The organism is Pseudomonas sp. lyk4-TYG-107 (assembly GCF_030209055.1).
In the GTDB taxonomy this organism is placed as follows: domain Bacteria; phylum Pseudomonadota; class Gammaproteobacteria; order Pseudomonadales; family Pseudomonadaceae; genus Aquipseudomonas; species Aquipseudomonas putida_A.
The window spans coordinates 70,618-85,452 of record NZ_JARVST010000023.1 but is presented as its reverse complement, the minus strand read 5'-3'; the positions used below and the strand labels follow the sequence as shown (position 1 = coordinate 85,452).

Here is a 14,835-nt window from a genome sequence, read left to right as displayed (position 1 = left end):
TGCGGTGGGTCAGGCGATTTGATGTTGAAGCTGCCAGCGCTTTCGCGAGCAGGCTCGCTCCCACAGGGTTCGGTGTCAGGCTCAGGTTTTTTTCGGGGGGGTGGGATCAGGATCGAAGGTATGCGGTGGCGCCACTTGCAGCGTGGTCACCGAGCCCTGCGCCGAGAGCGAATACGTGACTTTGGAGATCAGCATGTCGCCGTCAAAGCCGAGCACCGGATCCGTGACCTTCACCAGCGTGTTGTGGCGCCACAGATCGCCATTGGCCTGACGCCAGCCCTGCACCTGATAGGTGGTGGTCTGCGCCCGGCCCATGCGGGTGGCGCTTTCCCATTGGGCGCGTTGCTGGGCCAACTCGAACGTCAGCGCGGTGCCCTCGTTGATGATCGTGGTGCGGCGGCGCTTGAAGCTCAGATCAGCCGCGCTGGATTGAACCTCGCTGACGGCCGCCCCGCTCTTATTGTCCGAGCCTTTCTGCTGACCGATCACTCGGTATTCAGAAAACACCTGGCTCTGATCCATCGGCGCGTTCGCCGACAGAATGTTCTTGCCCAACTCCAGCGCGTCACTGGCCCGACCACCACTACCGGGCTTGGCCAGCACCAGCCGGCCCTGCTCGTCATCGGTGGAAAACACCCGGAACAGCGAGAGCAATCGGTCGATCGACTGGAACACCGTTTCGCCCGGCACGATGGTGTGTTTGGCGAGCCGCGCGGTCTCGGGAATTTCGTTGACCACGTACAGCGAGTATTCCGCCGCCAGAGCCTGGACGATGCTCAGCAGCGGTTGCTCCTGCCATTGGTTCGGCCGGTTGGTGGCTGCGCAATCGACCAGATCCTGAGTCTTGGAGCTACCTTCGATGCTCAGGCTGATCTGGCGTCCGTCGTAACTGATCGGGGCCTTGAACACGTAGCCAGTGAGCACCAGGTCCTGGCCAATTTTCACTTCGCACGGGTCACCCGGTTTAATCCGTTGATCCACCGTCTGCCCCGGCCACTGCCAGGTGATGTCGAGTTTGAAGGTGCGAAACTGGCGCTCAAGATCGGCGGTGATTTCCACGCTTTTCCAGCCGCCGTATTCCATGTTGTTGACGGTCAGCGTGACATGGTTATCCATCTCGCTCATGGCTCACTCCCTGGACACTTTTACGTCGTTGGGAGAAAAGCCCGGATGGTTCATCGCGTTGCTCTGCGTCACTTGAGTCACCCGTGTGGCATCGGCAAATTGCTTGTAGGCCACCACCAGCGCCGGCAGGCTTTCCTGAAACGATTTGGTGACCTGGCGCACACCGGATGACGCCACTGCCTTGAGATGCGCAATCAGCGCTTCCTTCACATCGTTAATTGCCTGGTGATGTTTGGGATCGGCCTTGTCCAGCATCGGGTCAATTGCCACCCCGACCGCCTTCTGCAGTGCTTTCATTTCTTCGGTCACCGGCACTTCCTGACGAGTCACCGGTTGATCCGCCTGATGCGCCACCGAAGGTGTCGACGACAGCTTCACCGCCGGAGTCGCCACCGGCATCGACGCTACCCACTGCGCCACTTTCACCAGCATGGTGTCCTGCACCAGATCGGCCATGGCTTGTGCCGCCGCGTTGGTGTCCTTGCCGGTGGTGATCTTCGGCGCATCGGCCTTGCGGATGGCTTCGAGTTGTTGGGACACGTCGGCAATCACGCCACGGTAGCCCTCCTTCGCGAATTCCTTGAGCTCCTTGATATCGCCGAGCAAGCCCTTGAACTCCGCCGCCACTTCCTTGGGCAACTCCTTGACCGCTTTGACCAGTTCGGTGATCTGCCGATACTGCTCGATCAGCGGTTTGAGCTGCTCTTTGATCACCTCATACACGCCGGTCAGGCTGTTGCGCAGATTGGCGATGCCGATCCGCGCAGCCTTGATCAACGTCATCGCCTGCTCGAAGCGCGCCACCGCAGAACCCAACAAAGTGTCAGCCTTGGCCAACAGAACTTTTTGCGTACTGACGGTAGCGGTCGGAAACGGCAACGGCCGGTCCGGGTAAAACTTCAGACTGAACGTCACCAGCCCGCCGTCCTGGCGGGTGTGGGTCATGTCGCATTCGCCGACCTTGACTTGCAAGCGTCCGAGCCACGGATGCACCAATTCACCACTGCCCGCCTCCAAGGCCTTGAGCAGCTTGTCGCGCTGCTCCAGACAATCGGCGCCGATGATGAACGCCGTCAGGTCGTGGGTCTTGGCCTGCTGGCCGAGATCCTCGAAATACGGCAGGTCGCGTTGCGGGTATTCGTGCAACTGACCTTTGCGACCGACCGGGGTTTTCGCCTGATCGATCCAGAATCCGACACCGCGAAACGATGCCGGCAACAAACGGTCACGCCAGTTCATTGGAACCTCCTGCCGACAGCGAGCGATAGCCGATGCGCGAAGACAGCGCCAGGCCCGGTTGATTGCTTTGTGGTTGATCGGTGCGCAGCCCCGCCGGTGCATTTTCGAAGCGCACGGTCAGGCCGCCTTCGAGTTGCGTACGGTTGTTGGCAGCGCTCTGCTGGATCAGGGCGCTGGAGGTTTGTGGCAGCGAACTGCTTAACTTCGGGGCACCGGCAGGCGCTGCCGGGGCAGTACCGGTGAGGGTTGCAAAGACACCGGAGAAATTGCCACCGAACAGTTCTTTAAGCTGCCCGAAAATCCCTTGCAGGTTTGTCCACATGTCGCTGAACCAGGTCAGTACCGGCTGCCATTTCTGCTGGATCGACTCCAGCGGCGACTGGCTGAACAGATCGCCGAAGATGCTCTTCACCACTTGTGCATCCGTGGTCAACGATGCCCACAGACCGGAGAAGTACGCGCTCACGCCATTCCACTTCGCCATGACCGCTTCCACAGGCGCGCTGCCAAACAGGTTTTGAAACTCGTCTTTCAACGGCTGGGCTCCAGCCCTGAGTACGTCCCACAGCGCGAAAAAAACGGGCGCCAAGGGTTGCCATGCCGATTCAATCATCGCCACCGGCGATTGCGTGAAGATCGATTTAACCTGCTCCCACTGCGCCGCGGCGTTATCGGCAACACCGCCAACAAGATTGCCAAACACATTGTTCAGCGAACCCCAGGCGTCAGTAATCGTCTGCACTGGCGACCAACTGAACTTCGCCTTGAGCGCGTCCACACCGGCAGCAGCTTTGGCCTGTGCGCCAGCGAAGAAATCACTGACGACATTGCTCGCGGTTGCAAAAGCCTTGCTCATCACTTCACTCGGCGAGAAATCGAATTTCGCCCTGAGCCTGTCGATACCCGCTTGCGTATCCGCCATGGTGCCAGCGAAGAAATCACTGACAACGCTACTGGCCTTCGCCAACGCCTTGTTCCACACCTCACGCGGTGAGAAAGCGAACTTCGCACTGAGCTTGTCGATCCCTACTTGTGCATCCGCCATCGTGCTGGCGAAGAAATCACTGACAACGCTGCTGGCTTTCGCCAACGCCTTGTTCCACAGCTCACTCGGCGAGAAGTCGAAAGCCGCCACGAGCTTGTCAGTGCCTGCCTGCGCTTTCGATACCAAGCCGTTGTAAATATTGACGACGCTGTCGACGCCGGCAAAAAATTCCGCGCTGATCTCTCCCCACGTTTTGCTGATCAATGCGCCCATCGATTCGACTGCCTGGGTGGTCGCCGCAACTCCAGCGTTGAATTTCGTCGAAACGTAGTCCCACATCCTGCCGAAGAATCCGGAAATCGACGCCCAGTTATTGGTAATCAACCGTGCGCCAATCACGATGATGGCCACCGCTGCCGCGATAGCCGCCGCAATCAGCCCGATGGGCGAGGTCAGAATCCCCAGCACCGCGACCAGCCCCATCGCCCCGACCGTGACCACCGTAAACGCTACGGCAGCGGCCGCCAGCCCTTCGACCAGATACGGATTGTTGGCGACAAACTGGCCAATCGAAGTCATCACCGGTGTCAGCGCCGTGACGATGCCGTTAACCGCCGGCAACAACGCCTGACCGATTTTCAGCGAGATGTTATCCAGCGCCTTGTTGAATTTTTCCAGGTTGGCCGAGGTTTCGCCCTGGACCACCTTCGGCACTTTAAGGCCCTTGAGTGCCCTGGCTTTCTTCGCCAGCGCATCCTGCGCTTCGATGGCTTTTTTGATGCCGTCCTGAAACGGCTTGAGCAAACCACCTTCGGCAATGAAACCGGCCACGTCCAGCGGCTCGAGGCCGCTGTCTTCCATGCTTTTCTTGAATGCTGCGACCTTGCCGCGCAGCCCCTTCATCTCGGTCTCCATTTTCTCGGCGCCCTTGAGCACCACGAGCATGTTGACCGTGACGGGAAAGTTCTGCGGGATCAGGCTCAAATTTGTATTCGCCATCACTGCACCTGCTGCATCGCATTGATCCGTTGCGCGTGCTCCAGCGATTCGCGGAGCACATCCAGTGGCCTGGCCATCATCTGTTCGGGGTCAACCTTCCAGAACCAGGCCAGGTCATAGGCGACTGCGATCAGGTCGGTGATGGCTCCGACGCCGCACTCATGAAAAAACTCGCAACGGCCCAGCTCAGCGCGTTGAGGTCAGCCAGATCGAGCTGGTTGACCGACGACGGTGGAATACCGGCGCACACGGCGATGTATTTGGCCGCCACGTCCATGTCGAGGCTGACTTCTTCGCTTTTGTCGATCTTGTACGGCAGCGCCTTGATCGCTCGCACTTCCTGCACCGTCGGACGGCGCAGGACGAGTTCGGTCAGGGGCTCGCCGTGAGCTTCGATCGCAACCTGAAGCTTCACGGCGCCGCTCATTGCCAGGTCCCCTTGATGCCTTCGAATTTCAGTTCGATGGTGGCGTCATCGCCCTTGGAAACCGGCTCTTCGACCAGATAGGCACCGGCCAGCACGTAGACTTTGCCGTTGCTGAATTCGCAGGTGACGGTGATGTCGGTGCCTTCGATCAGCTTCTTCAGCGGAAAGTCGGCGGTGTGCAGCGCGGTCACTTTGAAGGACGGCGCGACGTCGGTTTCCTTGTAGAAACCCGGTACGACGGTTTCGCGTTTGACGGCCATCAGCGGGGCTTCGCAGCCGCCGTTGATAGTCAGTTGTGCACCGTCGACTTTGACGTAGCAGGTGCCTGCAATCACTTGACCCATGGTGTTACTCCCTTCAAATAAAAAAGCCCACCGGAGTGGGCTGAATGCTTACGGCCAAACGCGGCGATCAGGCCGCGTCGTCGTATTGCAGACGGAACTGGTTGAGCAGTGCGAACACGCGCAGACCGTTGATGTAATCCGGCGGGAACAGCACGTTCACGCGGCTCGGATCCTGCACGTCGCGCTCGACGATCAGGTGCTCGGCGAACAGCTCGGCGTTCTCCACGTGGCCTTCCAGTTCCAGCTTGGCGTACTGCGCAATCAGCTCGCCGCGAATGGTTGCCGGAGTGACGATCGGCTGGCCGGCGCCGAAACGGGTGCCGTCGGAGGCCAGTTTGTGCCGGCCGTATTTGCTGGTGATCACGCTTTGCAGACGACGCACGATGAACGCCGACTGGTGCATGGTTTCGCTGTCCAGGTAGGAGTTGTCAGCCTGACCGTAAGCGTTCTTCTGGTAGGTGGTGATCGAACGCTGGATGCGCACGTAACCGCCTTCGTAGTACGCGGTAGCGATGCCGTAGTTGAGCAGCGACTGCCGCTCGGTCAGAGTGAATCGCTCGCTGGCCGGCGCCGGATCAACACCCGGCAGGCTGCCGCTTTGGGTCGGACGGCTGGCATCGGCGGAGATGAACACCGCGGTGCGCGCAGCCAGTGCGGCAGCTTGTACCCAGAACGGTTGCGGTACGCCTGGCTCCAGCGCCTGAATGGTCATGTGCTGGTCGTTACGTGCCTGGCCAGCAGCAACCAGGGTGCCGACGGTGCCGCGCTTGGCGCTGTAGACGTGACCGAACAGTTGCTTGGCCCAGGACCAGCGACCGGTGCTGTCATCCATCACTGCTTGCCAGGTGTTGAGGGTCGACAGATCCGACCACGGCAGTGCGATGAACTCGAACGGCTCGTCGCCCAGTGCAGCCACGGCTGCGACCTGATCCGGCACACCGGCGCCGCCAGTCATGGCGGTGATCGCAGTGGTCAGGCCGGCCGGGGTTTCTTCGCCGTTGCTCTTGCCCAGGCGATTGAACTGCAGGCTGATGTCGTTAGCGCTGTCGCCGGTCCACTTGGCGTTCAGGGTGACCACACCTTCAGCCGCCGCGGCGCTCACCGGCAGATCGGCGGTGGCGTTGATTTTCTGCGCCAGTGCGGTAGCCGCTTGAGCAGCGGTGGCGCCGTTGACCACGGTGGCCTGCACACGCACACCGGCGACGTACAGGTTGAGCACGCCAGCCTGAGTCGCGGTGCCGGTCAGGGTCAGCACGCCTTTGGCGATGGCGCCTTCAGTGTTGTGCAGCGGCAGGCACCAGATCTCGCCGATCGGGTCGGCCTTGCGGAAGGTCTCGTACATCGAGGCGAGCATCGAGCCCTGACCGCCGATGCTTTTTGCCAGCGCGACGCTGGAGACCAGCACCAGTTTGCCGACTTCAGTCGGAGCGATGTTGTCGTTGACCTGAGCGACGATCAGACGGCGCATGGCCGAAGTCGCACTATTGGCGGCCGAGTTGTCCATTTCGGCATAGAACAGCGGTACACGAATGTCCGCAGGGATGTTGCTGAATCCGATCGCCATTATTTGGCTCCCTGTGCTTTGACTTTTACGGTTTTAAGAGTGATATCGCCGTCGGCCAGACGTCGGCGCCACCAGGCGCTGTCCAGCACTTCACGGCCTTCTTTGGGCAGCAGATCGCCCGCTTCCGGGTCAGGCACGGCACGGCCAGCGGCCGGCAGTACGGTGATGCGATTGCTCATGGGGTTACGTCTCCAGAGAAAGTCAGTTCCACGCGCCCGTCAGGGCCCGGGTGTTTCAGATTGGGGTCGGCCGGGTCGATCGCATCGACCCGCACGGTGACCCCGGTAAAGGACGACAAACCGTCCAGTTCACGTTCGTGCCAACTCTCCGCAGGCTGACTCGGCAGATTGCGGCCGAGCTGGAACTCGGTAAAAAAGCGCAGCCGATAGAAGGCCCGGCTGCTGTTGATCGAGACCATCTCGCCGCCGTCGTAGACGATGGCGCTGTAGTTGGAATCGGGCTTGAACCCCACCAGCGCGCGCCACAGTTCGGCGCGCAGGTCGTGCAACAGATCCAGCGCTTTTGTGCTGTCGCTGGCGTCGAGCGCCAAGACGATTTCGAAGCGGTCGCGGATCGGTTGCGCGGTGAGGTTTTGTGCGGTGCTGGTGCTGGCGAGATCCGCCAGGGGCAGAACATGGGCCGAGGGTGTCGGCAGATCGGCATTGCCTTGCAGCAAGGCCAGATCGACACCCACCGCAATGTGGTTGGCAAGGCTTGGGCATTGCCCACGCAGCTGCGTGAGGATCGGGGTGATCTTCATGGTGGTGTTCCAGAGTTGAATGAAAAGCGGTCTGCAGAACACTGCAAAACCTGTGGGAGCTGGCTTGCCAGCGATGGCGGTGGATCAACCGGCATCTCTTTTGAATGGGTTGGCCTCTTCGCGGGCAAGCCCGCTCCCACAGGGATCTTCATCGCAGTGACAAAGCGGGGAATCAGTCCTTGGCTTCGGCTTTCGGGTCGAGGCACGCGGCATCGATCACGCAGCGATAGCTGTTCTCGCGATTGCCGCTGGCGGTGACTTTTTCGATCGACCAGCGCCCACGCATGAAGTCGGGCCAGGTCTCATCGAGCAGCACAAGGCCTTCGGCGGCCAGCAGTGGATTGCCGGGGCAGGTGATTTTCACCTTGTATTTTTGCCGGAGCATCTTGCGCACTTCGCCTTCGCCGACGGCGATCGCATCGGCTTCGCTGGGTTGTTTCTGGCGCAGGGTCTTGAACGGCGCAAGCCCCGTTTCAACCCAGCGCAACACGCCGGCAGCACCATCCCAGAAACAGGTCTTGCAACCCTTGGTCTGCTCGCGGGCAGACTCCTCCAGCGTGGCGCTGACGAACGCGTGATCGCCGGGACGGTTGTTGCTGGTCACCGACAAGATCACGTCCGCCAACACCTGGCCCGACAACGATTTGGTCTGGCCGGGACGGGCCAGCACGTACACGTCGTTGTAGGGTTTGGTCACCGCGTTGTACTTTTTCGCCAGGCGCGTCAGAAAGCTCATGTCGGTTTCGTTGGACTGGTCGACGTGCTCGATCCTGATCATCGCCACCTCGGGCGCAACGCGCGGTGAAAAGCCATGGCTCGAAACCAGTTTGCGAAACAGCGCACCCAAGGTGGTCGGGCCATGGCTGGCCGTGCGACGTTGCTTGAAGCCCGTTTCGTCATCCTTGCTGAACGGTGCCGCCGTAGCCACCAGCGTCAGGCGAAACGGGAACAGCGTCGGCGTCAGGCGCGTCACTTTGAACTGGCCCTTGTCGACCATTCCCGACTCCAGATAACCGACCTCAAGGCCGATTTTCCCGCCCAGATCCGGCAGCCCTTCGAGGCCTTCAAGATCGATCGTCAACGTCAGTTGATCGGACTCGAAACCGGCTGCATCGATGTGTTCCCAACTGATCAGGCGTTGATTGAGCAGGGCCGAATGGGCCCCGTAGAGTCTTACCGCCGGGGTGAAACCCAGTGCCATGCAACCTCCTTAATCCCAGGCCGTGAGCGGTTTGATCGTGGCCGGTTTCGAGTCGAGTTCCGGCAACGTGACCCAAACACCCGCCGGCAGGATCGGGCCGTGTTCGGCCAGGGTCGGGTTGAGTGTCCACAGAGCTTCTTCGGCGGCGTCATCACTGCGCCCGGTTTCGCGGTAGAGCAGCAGATTCACTGAATCACCGGCCACGCTTCGTACCTTACGCATTGTTGAACTCCGTTAACCCAACCACCCACTTGATCACCATCGCGGTGCCGTCATCGATGACCTCGCTCTGGTTCTCGTCGATGCTGTTGATCCGCCACAGGCCCCAGTTGCGCCCGATACCGTCAATCAACGGCAGCGGCACCCGCTGTGCCTGAAGTGCGCGTAATTCATCGAGTCGATCCATGGCCACGGCATACATCGAGGTGCCGCTGATGGTCAGCGATTCCGCTTTCTGCCCGGTCTGAGTGGACTTGGGTTTGCTGGTCAGGATCTGGATGTCGCTCCAGCCTCCGTCGGACTTTCGCGCCAGCGTGCTGTAGGCGAAGTTGCGCGACAGGCCGAAGATGAAACTGCCCAGCGCCATTTGTTGTTTCATCAGGCGACTCCATCGGTGAGGGCTGCGTCACGGCGGGTGGCGAGGGGGTTGTTTGTCAGCAACGGCAGGAACTGGCCGTGGAATTGCCCGCTCAGTTGTTGCCCGATAATCGTGCGAATCTGCTCGGCAGTATCTGGCGCCGGACAGGTGACCTGGATCAGTGGGGAGAAGGTGACTTGCTGGTTTTGCGTCTGCGCGCTCGGCAGTTCTTTGGCAACCTCTACCGGCGGGGCGAGTTGGTTCGGTGCAGGCGTCGCGAGTTTTTCACCCAATGCGCTTCCCCACTGATTGCCATAGTAGGTGCCAGCTGCTCCGCCAACCCCTCCACCGACAAGTGCCCCGGCAGGACCGGCGAAAGCCCCCAGGAAGGCACCAACGCGCGCCCCCAGGTAATTTCCAGCAACCCCACCCACCAGGCCGCCCGCTCCTCTGGCTGTTTGTTTGCCATCGGCATCGAGCAAGCCGTTGACCACGTCCATACCGGAGTCGAGCATCATCAACGGCATACTCAGAGGGCCAGCTACACGACCGATACGGGCACCTTGACTGACCAGACTTCGGCCTGGACCGGATGTCAGGTATTTAGCTCGGTCAAGCGCAACGGATCCCAGAGTCTTGGCATTGCTAAGCCCAGCGGAACCCCAAGTCTTGGCATTGTTCAGCGCAACGCCCCCCCAAGCCTTCGCACCGTTAAGCGCTGCGGAACCCCAGGATATGGCAGTTGTGCCGACGAACTTGAGGTTGTCGATAGTGGATGTCGTTCCTCTAATGCCCTTGGCCAGCATCGATCCAGCGACCTGCACGCCCTTGATACCGGCAATACTCAAAATCAACGTCCGCGCGAGCTCCGGTGACTCTTCAGCCATGCTGCTCAAGCCATCGGTCGCCCACGCCATCACCCCCGTGAGCCTGTCAAAATCAGGCAGCACAGCAGCGCCAGCGGAGCTAAGGAGACGATCTTTCTGAGCGGTGAAAATGTTCCAGCCCGTTTGCGACGTATCCGACAGCTTCAGCGCAGCCTGATTGACTGCTCCGCCCTCCTCGCCTCGCGCCGAGGATGCGTACTGCTGTTTATCTTTGACGAGATCAAATGCACCTCGCACATCAGCGCTGCGCTCGAGCATTTTCACAACCGGCTGGTCGATCGAAAAAAGCGTCATCGCCAGGCTGGCTTGCTGCTCGGGGGATTTTGTCTTCAGCGCCTCAAGCACCTTGAGAATCGCGCCGGGGGCGTCCCCTTGCATCTGCGCAGCGAGGGCCTTTGGATCGAGGTCAAGTTGAGCGATCACCGCTTTCTGACTAACTGATGCGTTGTCGCCCAACGCCAGCGTCGTGGTGATCCTCTCCAGTGCCACTCCGGCGTCAGCCCTGTTGACGTTGACATTGAGCATTGCCGCAGCAAAAGCCGCAGTCTGTTCGGGACTCAGCCCCGCACCTTTTGCCGAAGCGCCGTAGTTGCTGAGGATCGAACCAATGTCAGCCACCGTGGCACTCAATCGGCTTCCCAGCACGCTGGTGGCATCGGCGAGGTCGAGGGTCTTGGCTCGGTCGAGCCCCATTGAGGTGCGCCAGCCGATCAGCAGATCCGCAACATCCGGCGCCTTCATCTCAAAGGCTGTGGCCGTGATGCCAGTGTCTCGAGTGAAATCACTGAGGTCTTTTTGCCGAGCGGCTTCATTCTTCTGTTCGCTGCCAACTCCACCCTTGACACCGGCATACATCACGCCTGCCAGATCCAGCACCGTGGTACCGCCGGCTGCCACTTTGCGCTCGGCGGCCATTTTCTCCAACGACACCCGCAACGCATCGCGTTGATCGCCCTCAACGCCTGCAACCCGTCCCAGTCGCGCCATCGTGCTATCAAGGTTGATCGCTGGCTGCAGGTATTTGAAAGGTTGCGTTGCGCCATTGACGCCTGACGGTTTCGACTCAGCTCCCACGGCCGCGCTGCCCGCTAGTGCTGGCCGGTCATTGAGAGACTGTTGCAGCGAGCGCTGTGAAATCAGCACAGCGTGTATCGACCCCAACACATCCCTGAGCTGAACCTGCTCGGCGGTCAGATTTCGCAATTCGCTGGTGGCATCGGCCAGCGCCAGGCTTAGCCCGGCAACACTGCCGTCAAAGTTCGAAGCAGGTGTTGCGGCTCCTGCTGACATCGTCGGAGCCATCAAGGCGGCAGTCTTGCTGGCCGTGCTCAATGCCCGGGTTTCTTGATTGACCTCAGCGAACGTCAACGCATAGTTATCATCTGCCATGCCGCTCTACTCCTGTTTCACGCCAAGGCGAGTGATCGCTATGTCGTAGCGGCGCAACGCCTTTTCGGCGTCCCATTCCAGAATCTCCGCCTCACTTACCGGGTAAATGAGCGGGACGATATCGAGGATTACTTCGATGTCGCGTTCCGAAAGTAGGCCGCCGGCTGGTTTAAAAAATCGTCGATGCGCACCTGCAATTGGGTCCAGTCAGGGACGCTCAGCTGGGCCAGATCGGGGATCATCAGACCGGTGCAGTGGGCAGTGATGAACTCGGCGCGTTCCTTGGCCGTTTTCAGTTTCTTCATCACTTTGGTGGCGCGCAGTGCGGGCATTTCCAGCGACAACGAGGTCACGGTGCGGCCGGTCACGGCGAGCGGTTGCAGCAGTTGCACTTCGTCAGGATCGTCGGACTTTTCCGCGTCCTCGACCTGCTCCAGAAAGTACGCCGCCGGACGGGTCGACATCTCGTGCACGTACTGGGCGATGCTCACGTAGTCCGGGCGTTTCAACTGGTCGAGTTCCTTGACCGACAGGCCGGTGGCGAGCAGCGCCAGTTCGAAGAACTGATCGTCTTCATCATCGCCGGCGCGTTCCAGCGCTTCTTTTTGCGCGGCGTAGAACAGTGGTTTGAGCTGAATCTGTTCGATCTGCGCGCCGTCGTCGCCGGTGATCGGCGACAGCAGGTCATGCTTGGGTGGCATCCACGACATTTATGAATTCCTTGGTGATTCTTTTAGATCCACTGTGGGAGCGAGCTTGCTCGCGAAAGCGGCCTGACATTCAGCATTGATGTCCACTGACCTGGCGCCTTCGCGAGCAAGCTCGCTCCCACAGGGTTTTATAATTGCCTGTAAAACGGGGTTACGGCATCAGCACCGCACGACGCGCATCACCGAGGATATCGACGCCGTTAAGCACGAATTTCTGGGTGCGCACGTCGATGTCGATCACCGGGATGCCGTTTTCCAGGCGGTTGTAGGTGCGGCAGGAGAACTCCAGAGTCGTCAGGGCTTTGCCGCCCATCTTGATCGCGTCTTCGCCCATGGTTTTGAGCTTGCCGCCGATGGTGTGATAGGTGAACCAGGTGTTGCCGTCCTGATCCTGACCGGCTTCACGCACGTTCAGCAGGATGTCGTCGCCCAGCTTCACACCCATCGCCAGCAACACTTCTGCACCGGTGCCTTGCAGCTTGAGCGTGGCGTTCAGCGGCTTGGCGCTCTTGGCCATTTCCTCAACGATGAAGCGCCCGCCCGTCATGCTTTCCATGTCGAAATCGATTTTCGGCGGGGTGAACTCTTCCACGGTCGCCGACAACGGCAAACCTTGCAGGGTGGCCGCGATGGCCTGTCTTACGCGGTTGGTAAACATTAGAGAACGTCCTCCAGGAACTGCTCGATGATTTCATCGCGGGCGTTGAGTTGATAAACCATGTGTTCGTTCGGCGCGTAGCGGCCGTAGTCGATGACCACGTACCAGGTGCCGTTCTTGTACTTCTCGACGCTGTTGAGTTCCGGGTGCAGATAGACGCTGCCGCCAGGAATGGTTTCGTCGGCGACCAGGGTCTGCAGCCAGTCGTTGATGCGTTTGACCTCCTGATCCATGAACGACTTGGTCAGGTTCTTGGCCATGGCTTTCTGGCCGGCCTTGACCAGCTTGCGGCTAATCGCATCTTCAAGGCCGACGTAGCTGATGAACTTGCCGGTAATCGAACGGTTACCCAGCAGCGAGAAGCCGCCGAGCACGGTGCGGGCGTAGTAGCTGACGCCGTAACGGTTGAGCAGATCGCCTTCGGTGGAGGTGTCGAGGATGTTGTACTCAACGACCCGGGACACGTCTTCGGCGTAGGTCACCTGGTTGCCCGGGCTTTCCCACTGCTTGACCTTGGCCAGTGCGGCAATCGCCAGACTGGACGGCGCGAGGAACACATTTTTCTTTGCCGCTTTCGAGTACACCGCCGGCATGTTGTGCACCACCAGGCAACGGTCGAAACCGAGATCGGCGCCGCCCAGTTCCTGGCTGTAAGTCACTTGATCAGCGACCGAGGCATCCTTGCCGTCCAGCACCACACGGGCCTTGATGCGTTTGCCGAACGAAGCGAACTCGCTGGCCACTGCTTTGGTACCGGTGAAGCCCGGCGCGCCGATGATGGTCAGGTCTTCCGGGACACTGCCCAGTGCCGCCAGACCGAGCTTGCGGCCAGTGGTTGGATCGACGCCGCCGATCACTGCGTTGACGGTGTCGGCCGGGGTCGCGCCCGCTTCGACGATCACCACGTACACCGGCACCTTGACCACTTTGAGGATCTGGTAAACCGCGTGATACAGCGTGCCCTCTTCGGCGCCGGTCGGATCGAGCAGCGCGTGAGTGGTGAAGTTGTTGATGCGGAACGGTGCGTTGCGCGGAATCAGCGGATCGGCTTTCGGCGCGGTGCCGACCAGACCGATGACGTTGTCACCCAGGCCACCCATGGCCTCGGGGGATTCAGTGGCATTGACGGTAATGCCGTTGTGCTCGAAGTTCAAAACCTCAGCCATGGTTAGTCAGCCTTCTTGGCAGCGGCCTTTTTGGCCTGGGTGGAGGGTGTTTTCAGTTCCAGTCGACCGGCGCTGTGCAGCGCACTGGCCTCGACGTCGAGCAGATCAAGGTCTTGACCGACGCTCGACCAGTGCCCACCGCCGGTGGGGAATGGAACGAGCACGGTGTAGGTTTGGCGGGTTGCCATTTTTCGTTTCTCCATAAACGGGAAAGCCCCTCAAAGGGAGGGGCTTGGCGGGTGTTGATTTGTTTTAAGCGGACAAGAAAACGCCCCGGGGTGCAGGGGCGTTTTACTGAAGGTTTGGGACTGGCGTTTCAGGCAAGGAATCTGGCCAGCCCTCGGTCAGCATTTCGTTGCCGAACGTTCCTGCTCGAGCAGACTCGGACAGCGCTTTTTCCCGATCAAAACAGGCCTGAACATGAGACCGTACAGCCTGTGCAATTTGCAGGATCTGTTGAGCTGTCAAATCGACAAACCCGGCAACAGACTTGTAGCTGCAACGATATTCAGGATCGAGCATCGCGGAAACCGCCATTCCAGCAATCAGCGATTGACTGTCACGGGATGAATCGATAATCAAACCGGCGACCACGATACCCGAACCTTCTCGGCGAAATCGCTCCTGCGCAATCAGGTCCAATTGGCGCTTCAAGACCAGCTCGCCGTTCGCGAAACCAAATGAGTTTTCCAGTTCCTGAAGGGTGGGTTCATGGTCGAAGAGTACTTCACCGTCAGCCAATGGCCAGTCCGAGGCGACACATCGAAAGGTCGTCCCCACATTTGAGTAGGCTCTCAACATAGA

17 protein-coding genes are annotated in these 14,835 nt (G+C 60.0%); all 17 read right to left on the bottom strand.

Going from position 1 to position 14,835, the window contains the following annotated elements; genetic code table 11:
* Positions 1 to 81 precede the first annotated feature (81 nt).
* Complete coding sequence (locus QRN61_RS19785; protein ID WP_285374826.1) at positions 82 to 1,125, bottom strand: phage baseplate assembly protein; 1,044 nt, start codon at positions 1,123 to 1,125, stop codon at positions 82 to 84.
* Positions 1,126 to 1,128: 3 nt separating this feature from the next.
* Positions 1,129 to 2,364 (bottom strand): DNA circularization protein, encoded by a 1,236-nt coding sequence (locus QRN61_RS19780; RefSeq protein ID WP_285374823.1) that lies wholly within the window; start codon positions 2,362 to 2,364, stop codon positions 1,129 to 1,131.
* On the bottom strand, positions 2,351 to 4,348 hold the full coding sequence (locus QRN61_RS19775) for a phage tail tape measure protein (RefSeq protein WP_285374820.1): 1,998 nt from the start codon (positions 4,346 to 4,348) through the stop codon (positions 2,351 to 2,353). The genes QRN61_RS19780 and QRN61_RS19775 overlap by 14 nt, the downstream gene beginning before the upstream one ends.
* Before the next feature lie 130 nt (positions 4,349 to 4,478).
* Positions 4,479 to 4,775, bottom strand: coding sequence for a phage tail assembly protein (locus QRN61_RS19770; protein ID WP_003222226.1), 297 nt, complete (start codon positions 4,773 to 4,775; stop codon positions 4,479 to 4,481).
* Positions 4,772 to 5,119 carry a phage tail tube protein gene (locus QRN61_RS19765; RefSeq protein WP_007964335.1) on the bottom strand — a complete coding sequence of 116 codons (348 nt, stop codon included), beginning with the start codon at positions 5,117 to 5,119 and terminating at the stop codon, positions 4,772 to 4,774. Before QRN61_RS19765 ends, QRN61_RS19770 begins: the two co-directional genes overlap by 4 nt.
* Positions 5,120 to 5,186: 67 nt before the next feature.
* Positions 5,187 to 6,683, bottom strand: coding sequence for a phage tail sheath subtilisin-like domain-containing protein (locus tag QRN61_RS19760; protein WP_115988104.1), 1,497 nt, complete (start codon positions 6,681 to 6,683; stop codon positions 5,187 to 5,189).
* Positions 6,683 to 6,862, bottom strand: coding sequence for a DUF2635 domain-containing protein (locus QRN61_RS19755; protein ID WP_027611066.1), 180 nt, complete (start codon positions 6,860 to 6,862; stop codon positions 6,683 to 6,685). Before QRN61_RS19755 ends, QRN61_RS19760 begins: the two co-directional genes overlap by 1 nt.
* On the bottom strand, positions 6,859 to 7,443 hold the full coding sequence (locus tag QRN61_RS19750) for a phage tail terminator protein (protein WP_285374816.1): 585 nt from the start codon (positions 7,441 to 7,443) through the stop codon (positions 6,859 to 6,861). Before QRN61_RS19750 ends, QRN61_RS19755 begins: the two co-directional genes overlap by 4 nt.
* Positions 7,444 to 7,615: 172 nt before the next feature.
* A complete protein-coding gene (locus QRN61_RS19745) occupies positions 7,616 to 8,644 on the bottom strand; it encodes a phage late control D family protein (RefSeq protein WP_285374815.1) in 1,029 nt (342 codons plus the stop codon).
* Positions 8,645 to 8,653: 9 nt separating this feature from the next.
* Positions 8,654 to 8,866 carry a tail protein X gene (locus tag QRN61_RS19740; protein WP_096795852.1) on the bottom strand — a complete coding sequence of 71 codons (213 nt, stop codon included), beginning with the start codon at positions 8,864 to 8,866 and terminating at the stop codon, positions 8,654 to 8,656.
* Positions 8,859 to 9,242 (bottom strand): phage tail protein, encoded by a 384-nt coding sequence (locus QRN61_RS19735; protein ID WP_285374812.1) that lies wholly within the window; start codon positions 9,240 to 9,242, stop codon positions 8,859 to 8,861. The genes QRN61_RS19740 and QRN61_RS19735 overlap by 8 nt, the downstream gene beginning before the upstream one ends.
* On the bottom strand, positions 9,242 to 11,497 hold the full coding sequence (locus QRN61_RS19730) for a phage tail tape measure protein (protein WP_285374810.1): 2,256 nt from the start codon (positions 11,495 to 11,497) through the stop codon (positions 9,242 to 9,244). The genes QRN61_RS19735 and QRN61_RS19730 overlap by 1 nt, the downstream gene beginning before the upstream one ends.
* 128 nt (positions 11,498 to 11,625) lie before the next feature.
* The gene (locus tag QRN61_RS19725) at positions 11,626 to 12,207 is read right to left on the bottom strand and encodes a phage tail assembly protein (RefSeq protein WP_183781414.1); all 582 of its coding nucleotides are present in this window, start codon (positions 12,205 to 12,207) and stop codon (positions 11,626 to 11,628) included.
* Between the two features lie 151 nt (positions 12,208 to 12,358).
* Positions 12,359 to 12,865, bottom strand: a complete 507-nt coding sequence (locus tag QRN61_RS19715) for a phage major tail tube protein (RefSeq protein WP_103367835.1) — start codon at positions 12,863 to 12,865, stop codon at positions 12,359 to 12,361.
* Positions 12,865 to 14,031 carry a phage tail sheath protein gene (locus tag QRN61_RS19710; protein ID WP_183781406.1) on the bottom strand — a complete coding sequence of 389 codons (1,167 nt, stop codon included), beginning with the start codon at positions 14,029 to 14,031 and terminating at the stop codon, positions 12,865 to 12,867. The genes QRN61_RS19715 and QRN61_RS19710 overlap by 1 nt, the downstream gene beginning before the upstream one ends.
* Before the next feature lie 2 nt (positions 14,032 to 14,033).
* A complete protein-coding gene (locus tag QRN61_RS19705) occupies positions 14,034 to 14,219 on the bottom strand; it encodes a hypothetical protein (RefSeq protein ID WP_007964321.1) in 186 nt (61 codons plus the stop codon).
* A 103-nt stretch (positions 14,220 to 14,322) separates the two neighbouring features.
* A complete protein-coding gene (locus tag QRN61_RS19700) occupies positions 14,323 to 14,832 on the bottom strand; it encodes a DUF4376 domain-containing protein (protein ID WP_096795847.1) in 510 nt (169 codons plus the stop codon).
* Between the last annotated feature and the right edge of the window lie 3 nt (positions 14,833 to 14,835).

Coding starts and splice junctions, on each gene's coding strand:
- QRN61_RS19785 (WP_285374826.1), bottom strand. CDS start 1,125: ATGAGCGAGATGGATAACCATGTCACGCTGACCGTCAACAACATGGAA.
- QRN61_RS19780 (WP_285374823.1), bottom strand. CDS start 2,364: ATGAACTGGCGTGACCGTTTGTTGCCGGCATCGTTTCGCGGTGTCGGA.
- QRN61_RS19775 (WP_285374820.1), bottom strand. CDS start 4,348: ATGGCGAATACAAATTTGAGCCTGATCCCGCAGAACTTTCCCGTCACG.
- QRN61_RS19770 (WP_003222226.1), bottom strand. CDS start 4,775: ATGAGCGGCGCCGTGAAGCTTCAGGTTGCGATCGAAGCTCACGGCGAG.
- QRN61_RS19765 (WP_007964335.1), bottom strand. CDS start 5,119: ATGGGTCAAGTGATTGCAGGCACCTGCTACGTCAAAGTCGACGGTGCA.
- QRN61_RS19760 (WP_115988104.1), bottom strand. CDS start 6,683: ATGGCGATCGGATTCAGCAACATCCCTGCGGACATTCGTGTACCGCTG.
- QRN61_RS19755 (WP_027611066.1), bottom strand. CDS start 6,862: ATGAGCAATCGCATCACCGTACTGCCGGCCGCTGGCCGTGCCGTGCCT.
- QRN61_RS19750 (WP_285374816.1), bottom strand. CDS start 7,443: ATGAAGATCACCCCGATCCTCACGCAGCTGCGTGGGCAATGCCCAAGC.
- QRN61_RS19745 (WP_285374815.1), bottom strand. CDS start 8,644: ATGGCACTGGGTTTCACCCCGGCGGTAAGACTCTACGGGGCCCATTCG.
- QRN61_RS19740 (WP_096795852.1), bottom strand. CDS start 8,866: ATGCGTAAGGTACGAAGCGTGGCCGGTGATTCAGTGAATCTGCTGCTC.
- QRN61_RS19735 (WP_285374812.1), bottom strand. CDS start 9,242: ATGAAACAACAAATGGCGCTGGGCAGTTTCATCTTCGGCCTGTCGCGC.
- QRN61_RS19730 (WP_285374810.1), bottom strand. CDS start 11,497: ATGGCAGATGATAACTATGCGTTGACGTTCGCTGAGGTCAATCAAGAA.
- QRN61_RS19725 (WP_183781414.1), bottom strand. CDS start 12,207: ATGTCGTGGATGCCACCCAAGCATGACCTGCTGTCGCCGATCACCGGC.
- QRN61_RS19715 (WP_103367835.1), bottom strand. CDS start 12,865: ATGTTTACCAACCGCGTAAGACAGGCCATCGCGGCCACCCTGCAAGGT.
- QRN61_RS19710 (WP_183781406.1), bottom strand. CDS start 14,031: ATGGCTGAGGTTTTGAACTTCGAGCACAACGGCATTACCGTCAATGCC.
- QRN61_RS19705 (WP_007964321.1), bottom strand. CDS start 14,219: ATGGCAACCCGCCAAACCTACACCGTGCTCGTTCCATTCCCCACCGGC.
- QRN61_RS19700 (WP_096795847.1), bottom strand. CDS start 14,832: ATGTTGAGAGCCTACTCAAATGTGGGGACGACCTTTCGATGTGTCGCC.